The following is an 11,526-nucleotide window of genomic DNA, read 5'->3' as shown; positions in this document are numbered from 1 at the left end:
GGAGGCGCGGCCCCGGGCCGGTCGCGGAAAGGGCCCCCGGGCCGGCGGTGGCGTTCACGGCAGGGGACGGCCGGCCACCGCCGGCCCGGGGGCGTCTGCGTCCGACCTGATTTTGAAGCTTTGGGGCTTCCTTCGAGGAGCCCGGCAAGGAGTAAACGGGATGGCATTGAACGCTCGGATCCGTACGCGTGACGGGTGGGCCGTACCCCACGCCGTCGTCACGGTGACCGACATGACCGGCACGCAGGTGCTGCGGGCCGCCACGGACAGCGAGGGCGTCGTCCGCGACGAGACCCCGCTCGCGGCGGGGCCCTACACCGTCATCGTCACGGCCGTCGGGTACGCGCCCGTCGCCTCCACGGCGCTCGTCACCGCCAGCGGGCGGGCCGAGGTCGGCAACGTCGTCCTCGCCCGGCAGGGCGGCACGGAGCTGCCGCCGCCCGGGCCGTGGGCCATCGACCCCGCGCACTCGACGGTGGGCGCGGTCGCTCAGCACCTCGGGATCACCAGTGTGCACGGGCGGTTCACGGAGTTCGGCGGGCGGATCGAGATCGCCGAGGACGTCGAGAAGTCGCGCGTCGAGGCGGTCATCCGGTCGGCGTCGATCGACACGGGGAACGGCATGCGGGACGGGCACCTGAAGTCGCCGGACTTCCTGGACGTGGAGCAGTACCCCGAGCTCACGTACCGGTCGAACGGTCTGACGCCGTCGGGTACGGACCGGTGGACGGTCCACGGTGAGCTGGGGATGCACGGGGTCGTGCGGCCGGTGGACCTGGACCTCAGCTACCTCGGGACCGGGGCGGATCCGTGGGGCGGCACGCGAGCGGCGTTCCGCGCGACGGCCGAGCTGCGGCGCGAGGACTTCGCGATGAACTACAACCAGGTGGTCCAGGCGGGCATCTCGGCGATCGGGACGACGCTGCGGGTGTCGCTGGACATTCAGGCGGTGCAGGGGGAGGGGCTGCCGGAGGTGGGCTGATCATTTCTGGCGGGGGCGCCTTGGGCGGGGGGCGGCGTTTGGGTTCGTTGTGGGCGCGGGAGGTGGGTGCGGGCGCGCGGGGGCTGGGGTCTGCGCGTTCGGTCCGTCTGTGGGTGCGGGGCCGCGGGGGTATGTGCGTACTCGCCATCCACTGTTCGCCGCGCCTCGTGAACGGCGGGGCCATCGTGCGCTCGGTGCTCCGTGCGCACATACCCCCACGTCCCCTCGCGTCTCATACGCGGCCGACGGCCGGTGGGGGCCGGCCCCACGTCGTGAGACGCACCCCCGGCCCCACCCAGCCCCACATCGCTGGATGCACCCCGGCCCCGCTCCACCCCCACGTCGCTGGATGCACCCACCCACCCGCCCCTACCCCCGCCCTGCGTCGCGGGGCAAACGGGTGGGTGGGTGGGGAACATCCGCCGCGGAGCGGCGGGGCTGTTTGCGGCAGGCAGGGGGAATGGGGGAGGAACCCCCACCCGCCCCGCCCCAGCCGCACCGCGCAGGGTGAACCCCATCCTCCGCCCCCGCGGGAGCGGCTCCGCGTCGCTACGGGCGGGGCAGGAGGGACTCGATGCCCGCGATCATCAGGTCGAGGGCAATCGTGAAATCGCGTTCCCACATTTCCTCGACCGTGTCCCCGTCCCGCGCCGCCATCAACTCGTCCGCGCTCTCCAGGAGCCCGTGCGAGGCGAGTTCGTCGCGGACGGTGCCGGCCGCCTCCCGGTAGTACTCCTCCTGTGACATCCCCGCCTCCGCGCACCGCGAGATGTAGTGGCCCTCGATCGTGCCGAAGCCGTACACGAACTGGAAGACCGCCGAGATCGCCCCGTTCTGCGTGTACGCGGGGAGCCCGGTGCTGCGTACCGTGAACTGGATGGCACGGGCGAACGCCAGCCAGTTGGGGCCGATGTTGAGGTACCGGCCGACCAGCGGGGACACCCACGGATGCCGGATCAGCGCCGCCCGGTACTCCTCCGCCAGCGCGCGGAGCCGCTCGCGCCACGTCTCGGGCGCCGCCTCCGGGTCGGGCAGCCGCATCTCTGCGCACACCGCGTCGAGGGCGAGCTCCAGGAGGTCGTCCTTGGTGTCCACGTACCAGTAGACCGACATGGCCGTGACGTTGAGTTCGCCGGCGAGCCTGCGCATGGAGAACTTGTCGAGGCCCTCCGCGTCCAGGAGCCGGACCGTCGCCTCGGTGATGCGGTCCCGGTCGAGGCCGCTCGGCTGGTCGCCCTTGCGGCCGCCGCCGCGCGCGGCCTTGGCCTGCAGCCAGACGCTCGTCCGCGCCGTGTTCTTCGTGCGGCCGGCTGCCTTCGTCATGGCGCACCTTCCTCGTGGGTCCTCGGGCCGGGAGCAGCCCGGGTGGGCGGCGTGCGGGGGCGGCGTGCGTGATCGGCGTGCGAGGGCGGCCCGTCGGCCCCTTCCGGAACCGGGTGGTCCGCCCTCCCCGATGCTATGCCGCTGTCTTACCCACGGAGTCTGCCCTCTCCGCCCTGCGCAGCAACGCGGCCGCGAGGACGCCCCCGGCGAACACCGCGGCCGCGCCGACCAGCTGGCTCGTCTCCAGGCCCGCGGAGAACGCGTCGGCGATCCGTTCGCGCTCGCCCGTCGACCCGGCCGCGGCCATCGCGGCGGGGAACGAGGCGGCCGGGACCGCCACCAGCGCGGCGAAGCGGGAGTTGAGGACCGCGCCGAGCACGGCGACGCCGAGGCCGTTGCCGAACTCCGCGAGCGTGCCGTTGATGCCCGCGCCCACGCCCGCCTTCTCCGGCGGGATGGCGCTCATGATGGCGTTGGCCATGGCGGGCATGGCGAGCGCGATGCCCGCGCCCATCACGATCAGACCGAGCAACAGGCCGTTGTAGTTGTCGCCGCCGAGCAGCGCTATCGCCGCGAGGCCCGCGGCGAGCAGGCTCATGCCGGACGCGATGGTGAGGGGCGTGCCCATCTTGGCGTGCAGCTTCGCGCCGACGCCCGCCAGGTTCAGGGCCACGATGGTCACCGCGAGCGGTGCCGTGCGCAGCCCCGCCTCCAACGGCTCGTATCCGAGCACGAACTGCAGGTGCTGGGTGAGCAGGAAGAGCGAGCCGCTCAGGCCGAAGGCCACCAGGATGGCGCCGGCCACCGCGCCGATGAAGCGCTGGTTGCGGAAGAAGTGCATGTCGAGCATCGGGTACGGGACGCGCAGCTCCCAGAGCGCGAACGCGCCGAGGACAAGCACGCCGACGCCCGCGGCGACCAGGACCCGTGTCGAGGTCCAGCCGTGCCCGGGGCCGGAGATGATCGCGTAGACCACCGCGGCCATGCCGATCGTGGAGAGCAGGGCGCCCAAGAGGTCGGGGCGCTCGCCCCGGGGGTTCTTGGACTCCGGCACCAGTTTGAGGACCGCGATCAGGCCGAGCAGCGCCACCGGGATGTTGATCAGGAAGATCGAACCCCACCAGAAGTGGTCGAGCATGAAGCCGCCGAGCAGCGGACCGGCCGCGAACCCGAGGGAGTTGATGGTGGCCCAGAGGCCGATCGCCTTGACGCGCTCGGTGTCGTCGAAGATCTGCACGACCACCGCGAGGGTGGTCGTCATGAGCAGCGCGCCGCCCACGCCCATGCCCGCGCGGGCGGCGATGAGCTGCGCGGAGCTCTGCGCGAGACCGGCCGCGAGCGAGCCGACGCCGAACAGGGCGAGGCCCGCCGCGAGCAGCTTCTTGCGGCCGTAGCGGTCGGCGGCGCTGCCCGCGGTGAGCAGCAGCCCCGACTGGACGAGCGAGTACGCGTTGATCATCCACTGGATGTCGGACGTGGACGCGTCCAGCTCCCGGGTGAGGGAGGGGATCGCGACGCTGAGGACGGTGTTGTCCAGCAGCACGGTGAGTTGCGCCAGGCAGATGACGCCGAGGATCAGCCAGCGCTGCGGGTGCCTCGACGAGGCGGTGGAGCTCTCGGCAGTCGTCGCCGTCATGCGGTCCTCCCTTGTCTGACTTACACCGTAGAACAAAGCCTGTACGGCGTACAAGAGATTTACGGGAGGGTGGCCCCGGAAGCGCCCTCCGGGGCCCGGGCCCGCTGCTTCTGCGGCTACGGTTGTGGTTGCGTCAGGTCGTAGAACGTCGCACTGCCCACCGTCACCTTCTTGAACGTCGACTCGACCCACGACGTGATCCCGGCGGAGGCGCCGTCGCCGCCACCCGTTCCGCCACCGGGGCGGTCGCCCGCTCCGCCGTCCATTCCGCCGCCGCCGATGAAGTAGTGGATCTCGCCGTCCGCCACGTACTGCTTGAACTGCGCGAGCGTCGGCGACGGGTCGCTGCCGTTGAAGCCGCCGATGGCCATCACGGGCCGCTCGGTGGCCAGTTGGTAACTCGCCGCGTTCTGCGAGCCGATGGCCGCGGCCGCCCAGGTGTAGGCGTCGGCGTCCGCCTCCAGGAGCTTCTTCGCCTCGGCGGAGACCTGCGCGCCGTTGAGCAGTCCGCCCATGCCGCCGCCGCGTGCCGTTCCGCCGGCCGGGCGGTTCTTTGTGCTGCCGCCTTGGGTCTGGGGGCCGTTGTTGCCGTTGTTGCCGTTGGCGCCGGGTGGCTGGGCGCCCTTGCCCTGCCGGCCCGGGAACGCGCCGGGGCCGCCGCCCGGACCGCCCGCACCACCGGGACCGCCGCCACCCGGCCTGCCGCCACCCCCCGGGCCGCCCCGGCCCCCCGCCGACGCCGGGCCCGCCGTCACGATCGAGCCCGTGTGCGCGCTGTCCACCGTCGACAAGGTGTACGCCACCGGCCCCGCGACGGAGGCGGCCATGCTCAACCCCACCGCGATGAGCGCCAGTTGCCGCCCGACACGGCTCGCGAGCAGCAATCCCACCGCCCCCACGAGGCCGGCCACGAGCACCGCCCAGCGCAGCCACGGGAGGTATTCCGGGGCCCGGCCGAGGAGCTCGTACGACCAGATCGCCGTGGCCGCCACCGTCACGCCGAGCACCGCGCCCGCCCACCGCGACGCGCGCTCCTCCCACAGGACCGTGGCGCCCATGCCGACGAGCGCGGCGATGTAGGGGGCCAGGGCCACCGTGTAGTACTGGTGGAAGATGCCCGCCATGAAGCTGAAGACCGCCGCGGTCATCAGGAGCGAGCCGCCCCACGCCACGAAGGCCCCCCGCGCGGTGTCCGTGCGGCGCGCCCTGCGGGTGAGGACGATCCCCGCCACCAGGAGGATCAGCGCGGCGGGCAGCAGCCAGGAGATCTGGGCGCCGATCTCGGAGTCGAACATCCGGCCGATGCCGGTCTCACCCCACTGACCTCCTCCCCCGCCACCGCCTCCTCCGCCACCGCCGCGGGGGCCGCCGCCCCCGCCCACGCTGCCGGTCTCCTCGCCGTTGATGCGGCCGAGGCCGTTGTAGCCGAAGGTCAGCTCCAGGAAGGAGTTGTTCTGCGAGCCCCCGATGTACGGGCGCGAGGACGCGGGCCAGAGCTCGACGACCGCCACCCACCAGCCGCCCGCGACGACCATCGCCCCCGCGGCCGCGGCGAGTTGGCCGAAGCGCCTGCGCGGCCGCACCGGCGCGCACACCGCGTAGAGGACCGCGAGTGGCGGCAGGATCAGGAACGCCTGCAACGTCTTGACGAGGAACGCGACGCCGACCGCGACGCCCGCCCACACCAGCCACGCGGTGCGGCCGTGCTCCAGGGCGCGCAGCACGCAGTACACCGTGACGGTCATCAGGAGGGCGAGCAGCGCGTCCGGGTTGTTGAAGCGGAACATCAGCGCGGCGACGGGCGTCAGCGCGAGGACCGCGCCCGCGAGCAGTCCGGCCGCCGGGCCGAAGCGGCGCCGCACGGCCGCGTACAGCACCCCGACGGTCGCGACGCCCATCAGGACCTGCGGGACGAGGACCGCCCAGGAGTTCAGACCGAAGACGCGCACGGAGAGCGCCATCGGCCAGAGCGCGGCGGGCGGCTTGTCGACGGTGATCGCGTTTCCCGCGTCGAGCGAGCCGAAGAAGAGGGCCTTCCAGCTCTGGCTGCCGGCCTGGACGGCAGCGGAGTAGAAGGAGTTGGCGTAGCCGGACGCGCTCAGGTTCCAGAGGTAGAGGACGGCGGTCGCGAGGAGCAGGCCGAGAAACGCGGGGCGGGCCCAGCGCGGGTCGTCGGGGCGACCGCGCCACAGCCGTACGGGCAGGCCGCCGGGCCGCGCGGCCTGGAGCGGTGCCGATGTGGGTGCGGGTGTGGGTGTGGGGGAGGCGGTCGTCATCGTGCGGTCCTCGGGTGGTCGTGGGGAGCGGGGGACTGGACGTGGGGCGCGGATGGGAGGTCGGGCGCGGGTGTGGTGTCGGGCACGGGTGTGGCCGCCGGAGCCGTGGCTTCCGGCGGAACTGTGGCTTCCGTCGGCGCCGTGGCTTCCACCGGAACCGTGGCTTTCGGCGGAGCTGTCGCTTCCGAAGCGGTCTCACCGCGGTCCGGGAACACCCACGCCCGCAGCAGCAGGAACCGCAGCACCGTCGCCGCGAGGTTCGCCGCGATCAGGACGGCCAGTTCCGTGGAGTGCGCCGGGTCGCCCGACGCCGCGCCGAGCGCCGCCAGGGAGCCGCTGGTCAGGGCGAGACCGATGGCGAAGACGACGAGGCCCTGCGCCTGGTGGCGGACCGCCCGGCTCCGGCCGCGGACACCGAAGGTGAGCCTCCGGTTCGCCGCGGTGTTGGCCACCGCCGAGACCAGGAGGGCGAGCGCGTTGGCGGCCTGCGACCCCGTGAACGTACGGAAGCCGCTGTAGAGGAGGAGGTAGAACAGCGTCGACAGGGCGCCGACCACGCAGAAGCCGACGAGCTGGCGGGTGAGCCCGCCGGGAACTCCGGTGAGCCCGCGATCGCGCGGGTCGTCGCCGAACGGGCGGGCGAGCCGGTCGAGCGGCAGCGCCCCGACCGCGAGCGCGCGCCCCACCCGCCACACCCCCCTGAGGTCGTCCGTCGCGGTCCGCACCAGGTGGACCGAGGAGTGCGGGTCGTCGACCCAGTCGACCGGCACCTCGTGGATGCGCAGCCCGGCACGTTCGGCGAGCACCAGCATCTCGGTGTCGAAGAACCAGCCGGTGTCCTCCACCAGCGGCAGCAGCACCCGCGCCACGTCGCCGCGGATCGCCTTGAACCCGCACTGGGCGTCGGAGAACCGGGCGTGCAGCGAGCCGCGCAGGATCAGGTTGTACGTGCGGGAGATGAACTCACGCTTGGGGCCCCGCACCACCCGTGAGCTGCGCGCGAGGCGCGAGCCGATCGCCAGGTCCGAGTGGCCCGAGATCAGCGGGGCGACCAGCGGGAGCAGCGCGTTGAGGTCGGTGGAGAGGTCGACGTCCATGTAGGCGAGGACGGGCGCGTCGGATGCGGACCAGACGGCGCGCAGGGCCCGGCCCCGGCCCTTCTGGTCGAGCCGTACGTGCCGCACCTCCGGTACGGAGGCGGCGAGCCCGGCGGCGACCCGCGGGGTGCCGTCCGTGGACGCGTTGTCCGCGACCGTGACGCGGAACGGGTAGGGGAAGGTGCGGGCGAGGTGGTCGTGCAGCCGCAGGACGCACGGCCCGAGGTCCTTCTCCTCGTTGTGGACCGGAATCACGACGTCCAGAACGGGCACGTCACGCCACGCGGCGGGAAGGTGCTCCCGCGAGGGCAGGGCGGCCGGGGAGACGGCACCTGGTGAGACGGCGGCCGGGGAAGAGTCGGTTCGCATGCGGCCGACGTTCGCCAACTGGTCTGTCAGGGCTGTGTGGTGAGGCTGTGGCCCGGCTGTGAGGTGAGGCTGTGGTCTGGCTGTGTGGTGGTGGGCGGCGGGCCCGCGACGGCCGGCAGCACGACCGTGAACACGGTCCGCCCCGGCACGCTCTCCACGGTCACCGTGCCGCCGTGCGCGGTCACGATGGCGCGTACGAGGGCGAGGCCGAGGCCCGTCGATCCCGCCTGCCGGGAGCGGGACGCGTCGCCGCGGGCGAACCGTTCGAAGACGGCGGGCAGCAGCTCTGCCGGGATGCCGGGCCCGTCGTCCCGGACCTCCAGACGCACGTGCGGCCCCGCCCCGCACACCCGGGCCGTGACCGTCGTGCCGGGCGGGGTGTGGGTGCGGGCGTTGGCGAGGAGGTTGACGACGACCTGGTGCAGGCGGGCCGGGTCGGCGCGTACCAGGGCCGGTTCCGCGGGGAGTTCGAGGCGCCAGTGGTGGTCGGGCCCTGCCGCCCGCGCATCGCTGACGGCGTCGACGACGAGCGGCGCGAGATCAGTGCTCTCGTACGAGAGCGGCTGTTCCGCGTCGAGCCGCGCGAGCAGCAGCAGATCCTCGACGAGCCCGGTCATCCGCTCCGCCTCGGACTCGATACGGCCGAGCGCGTGCCGCGTGTCGGGACCGGTGGACTCCCGCCCCCGGCGCGTCAGTTCGGCGTATCCGCGGATCGAGGCGAGCGGGGTCCGCAGCTCGTGGCTGGCGTCGGCGACGAACCGGCGCACCCGCGTCTCGCTGCGCTGGCGCGCCTCCAGCGCGGAGTGGACGTGGTCGAGCATGCGGTTGAGCGCGGCGCCCACCTGGCCGACCTCGGTGTGCGGGTCGGCGTCCGGCGCACGCTCGTGGAGGGCCACCTCGCCGCTGTGCAGGGGGAGTTCGGCGACGCGCGTCGCGGTCGTGGCGATCCTGCGCAGCGGGCGCAGCGCGACGCCGACCATGGCGGCGCCGGCCAGCGAGGCCGCGGCCAGGCCCGCCGCGGTGACGCTGACCTCGACGACGATCAGCGTGTCGAGGGTGTTCTGCGCCTTGGCGGCGGGGACGCCGACGAGGAAGTCGCCGCGGACGCCGGACGCGTACGTCGCGCGGTACGCGCCGCGCCCCGGGATGTCGACGTCGTGCGGCTCGCCGTCCCGGGGAACGGCGGCGAGCGCGGCGATCTGGGCGGCGTCGAGCCGGGTCGCGTCCGGCAACGGGCTGCCGCTGTCGTCGTCCGCCTCGGTGCTCAGCAGGGCGCGGCCGACCGCGCCGTCCCGGCCCACCTCCGCGCCGATGGTCCCCAGCTCCTGCGGGCCGCGGGTGACGAACTCCAGCGGGTCGTGGGCGCCGGGCCCGTCACCGCCACCACCCGGCAGGCCGCGGTTGCCGGTGCCGTTGCTGTTACCCGTGCCGGTGTCGCTACCGGTGCCGGGTGCCACGGCCGGTCCGGACGCCCGCTTCGCGACGTCGCCGAGCGCGCCGTCGAGCTGGTCGTACAGGTGCGACTTGAGGGCGAGCGTGGTGACGGTTCCGATCACCGCGCACACGACGGCGATCAGCGCGACGGCGGAGAGGACGAGCCGGGTGCGGAGCGTGCGCGGCCGCTCCCTGCGCGGGAGAAGCGGCCGCCCCGCGCGGCGGAGGGACCGTCTCACGTACGGGCGACAGGAACCGCGGACTTGATCAGGTACCCCGCCCCGCGCCGCGTATGGATCATCGGCTCGCGCCCGGCGTCGATCTTCCTGCGCAGATACGAGATGTAGAGCTCGACGACGTTGGCCTGGCCCCCGAAGTCGTAGTTCCACACCCGGTCGAGGATCTGCGCCTTGCTGAGCACGCGCCGCGGATTGCGCATCAGATACCGCAGCAGCTCGAACTCGGTCGCCGTGAGGTGGATGGAGTCGCCGCCCCGCGTCACCTCGTGGCTGTCCTCGTCGAGCGTCAAGTCGCCCACGACCAGGGTGGATTCGCTGCGCTTGTCGGCGGCGCCGGCCCGTCGGATCAGCCCGCGCAGCCGCGCCACGACCTCCTCCAGGCTGAACGGCTTGGTGACGTAGTCGTCGCCGCCGGCCGTGAGCCCCGCGATCCGGTCCTCCACCGCGTCCTTCGCGGTGAGGAACAGCACCGGCACGTCGGGCATCTCGCGGCGCAGCCTGCCGAGCACGGCGAGCCCGTCCATGTCGGGCAGCATCATGTCGAGCACCACGGCGTCGGGCCGGAACGTGCGCGCGGCCCGCACCGCGCCCGCCCCGTCGCCCGCGCTGCGGATCTCCCAGCCCTCGTACCGCAGGGCCATGGACAGCAGGTCGGTGAGCGACACCTCGTCGTCCACGACGAGCACGCGGACGGGGCTCCCGTCCGGCCTGAGCAGTTCGGTACGCGCGTGAGGCGTGGTCGTGGTCATACGCACACCCTGTGCGGGGCCCCTGAGAACACTCTTGCGCGAACCTGTGAATTCCCTGAGAAAAGGCCGGGCCGGGGTCATTCGAGCGTGGAGTCACCCGACGCCGGGCCTGGGGTCATTCGAGCCAGGGGTCACCCGACCCCGAAGAGCCGGGCCCCGTTCCCGTACAACACCCCCCGCAGCCAGGCGTCACCGAGCCCGAGCCGTTCCAGCGACTGGAGTTGATGCAGGTACGGGTAGGGGATGTTGGGGAAGTCGCTGCCCAGCAACACCCTGTCCCCCAGGTCGGCCAGCCGCCCCGCCTCCGCCACAGGGAACGGCATCAGTGCCTCGCTGAAGTCGGTGAACGCCATGGTCGTGTCGAGCCGCACCTCCGCGTACCGCTCCGCGAGGCCGAGGAACTCGCCGTACTCCGGCATGCCCATGTGCGCCACGACGACCGGCAGCCGCGGATGCCGCGCGAGCAGCCTGGCCACCGCCTCGGGCCCGGTGTGCTTGCCGGGCTCGGGCCCGGATCCGCAGTGCATGACCACCGGGATCCCGGCCTCGGCGAGCAGCCCCCACACGGGATCGAGCAGCACGTCGTTGGGGTCGTAACCCCCCACCTGCACATGAGACTTGAAGACTCGCGCCCCCGCCTCGACGGCCTCCCGCACATACCGGTCCACGCCCGGCTCGGGGAAGAACGTCGAGGTGTGCAGACACCCGGGCGTGCGCCGCGCGAAGTCGGCGGACCACTGGTTGAGCCACTCCGCCATGCCCGCCTTGTGCGGATAGACCATCGAGGTGAAGGCCCGCACCCCGAACTCCCCGAGCAGCGCGACCCGCCGCTCCTCCTCGTGCCGATACGTGATGGGCCACCGCACCGCGCCCGTCGCGTCGTAGGAGTCGAAGTACGCCCAGACCTTGTTGAGCACGCGCTCCGGCATGAAGTGCGTGTGGACGTCGACGAGCCCGGGCACCCCGAGCCGCTCCCAGAACCGCCGAACGGCGACAGCCTCGTCGCCGCCGTCTCCGCTTCCGTCTATGGCGCTCGCGCTATCGCTCCCGCACAAAGCCGTGGCTCCTCTCGACCTTGGCGACATGGAGGACGTACGTCTCGTACCAGTCCTCGCGCCCGCGCCGCTGCGCCGCGCGGTGCTCCAGGTCGCTGCGCCAGGCCCGGATGGCCTCCTCGTCGCGGAAGTACGAGACGGTGACGCCGAGGCCGTCCGGCGTGCGGGCCGAGTCGACGCCGAGGAACCCCGGTACCTCGGAGACCAGTTCGTCCATGCGGTCGGCGGTCTCGCCGTATCCGCGGTCTCCATCGGTGCGCAGGGAGGAGAACACGACGACGTGGTAAGGCGGTTCGAAGGGACCGACAGGACCTTGGGTGTGATCGCTCATGACGTCACACTCGGGCCCGCGTGACACCCGCGTCC

At 73.0% G+C, this 11,526-nt stretch carries 9 protein-coding genes; 1 reads left to right on the top strand and 8 read right to left on the bottom strand.

What is annotated here, in order from left to right:
• Positions 1-160: 160 nt before the first annotated feature.
• Complete coding sequence (locus ACFYO9_RS25325; RefSeq protein WP_355814556.1) at positions 161-982, top strand: YceI family protein; 822 nt, start codon at positions 161-163, stop codon at positions 980-982.
• Positions 983-1,531: 549 nt separating this feature from the next.
• Here the strand turns inward: ACFYO9_RS25325 and ACFYO9_RS25320 are convergent.
• From ACFYO9_RS25320 to ACFYO9_RS25285, 8 genes are all read right to left on the bottom strand, one after another.
• Positions 1,532-2,305: a TetR/AcrR family transcriptional regulator C-terminal domain-containing protein gene (locus tag ACFYO9_RS25320; protein ID WP_355814554.1), complete on the bottom strand. Its 774-nt coding sequence runs from the start codon at positions 2,303-2,305 to the stop codon at positions 1,532-1,534.
• A 133-nt stretch (positions 2,306-2,438) separates the two neighbouring features.
• On the bottom strand, positions 2,439-3,941 hold the full coding sequence (locus tag ACFYO9_RS25315) for an MFS transporter (protein WP_358778549.1): 1,503 nt from the start codon (positions 3,939-3,941) through the stop codon (positions 2,439-2,441).
• A gap of 116 nt (positions 3,942-4,057) precedes the next feature.
• Positions 4,058-6,217 carry a glycosyltransferase family 39 protein gene (locus ACFYO9_RS25310; RefSeq protein WP_355814548.1) on the bottom strand — a complete coding sequence of 720 codons (2,160 nt, stop codon included), beginning with the start codon at positions 6,215-6,217 and terminating at the stop codon, positions 4,058-4,060.
• A complete protein-coding gene (locus ACFYO9_RS25305; protein ID WP_358778548.1) occupies positions 6,214-7,683 on the bottom strand; it encodes a glycosyltransferase in 1,470 nt (489 codons plus the stop codon). The genes ACFYO9_RS25310 and ACFYO9_RS25305 overlap by 4 nt, the downstream gene beginning before the upstream one ends.
• A gap of 26 nt (positions 7,684-7,709) precedes the next feature.
• Complete coding sequence (locus ACFYO9_RS25300; protein WP_358778547.1) at positions 7,710-9,356, bottom strand: HAMP domain-containing sensor histidine kinase; 1,647 nt, start codon at positions 9,354-9,356, stop codon at positions 7,710-7,712.
• Positions 9,353-10,105: a response regulator transcription factor gene (locus tag ACFYO9_RS25295; RefSeq protein WP_355814539.1), complete on the bottom strand. Its 753-nt coding sequence runs from the start codon at positions 10,103-10,105 to the stop codon at positions 9,353-9,355. Before ACFYO9_RS25295 ends, ACFYO9_RS25300 begins: the two co-directional genes overlap by 4 nt.
• A 131-nt stretch (positions 10,106-10,236) precedes the next feature.
• A complete protein-coding gene (locus tag ACFYO9_RS25290) occupies positions 10,237-11,190 on the bottom strand; it encodes an amidohydrolase family protein (RefSeq protein WP_388666581.1) in 954 nt (317 codons plus the stop codon).
• Complete coding sequence (locus tag ACFYO9_RS25285; protein WP_358778546.1) at positions 11,144-11,491, bottom strand: antibiotic biosynthesis monooxygenase; 348 nt, start codon at positions 11,489-11,491, stop codon at positions 11,144-11,146. The genes ACFYO9_RS25290 and ACFYO9_RS25285 overlap by 47 nt, the downstream gene beginning before the upstream one ends.
• Positions 11,492-11,526: the final 35 nt, after the last annotated feature.

The organism is Streptomyces sp. NPDC005863, from assembly GCF_042871345.1.
Lineage (GTDB): Bacteria > Actinomycetota > Actinomycetes > Streptomycetales > Streptomycetaceae > Streptomyces.
This window is presented reverse-complemented; position numbering and strand designations above follow the sequence as displayed.

Coding starts and splice junctions, on each gene's coding strand:
- ACFYO9_RS25320 (WP_355814554.1), bottom strand. CDS start 2,305: ATGACGAAGGCAGCCGGCCGCACGAAGAACACGGCGCGGACGAGCGTC.
- ACFYO9_RS25290 (WP_388666581.1), bottom strand. CDS start 11,190: ATGTCGCCAAGGTCGAGAGGAGCCACGGCTTTGTGCGGGAGCGATAGC.
- ACFYO9_RS25295 (WP_355814539.1), bottom strand. CDS start 10,105: ATGACCACGACCACGCCTCACGCGCGTACCGAACTGCTCAGGCCGGAC.
- ACFYO9_RS25310 (WP_355814548.1), bottom strand. CDS start 6,217: ATGACGACCGCCTCCCCCACACCCACACCCGCACCCACATCGGCACCG.
- ACFYO9_RS25325 (WP_355814556.1), top strand. CDS start 161: ATGGCATTGAACGCTCGGATCCGTACGCGTGACGGGTGGGCCGTACCC.
- ACFYO9_RS25305 (WP_358778548.1), bottom strand. CDS start 7,683: ATGCGAACCGACTCTTCCCCGGCCGCCGTCTCACCAGGTGCCGTCTCC.
- ACFYO9_RS25315 (WP_358778549.1), bottom strand. CDS start 3,941: ATGACGGCGACGACTGCCGAGAGCTCCACCGCCTCGTCGAGGCACCCG.
- ACFYO9_RS25285 (WP_358778546.1), bottom strand. CDS start 11,491: ATGAGCGATCACACCCAAGGTCCTGTCGGTCCCTTCGAACCGCCTTAC.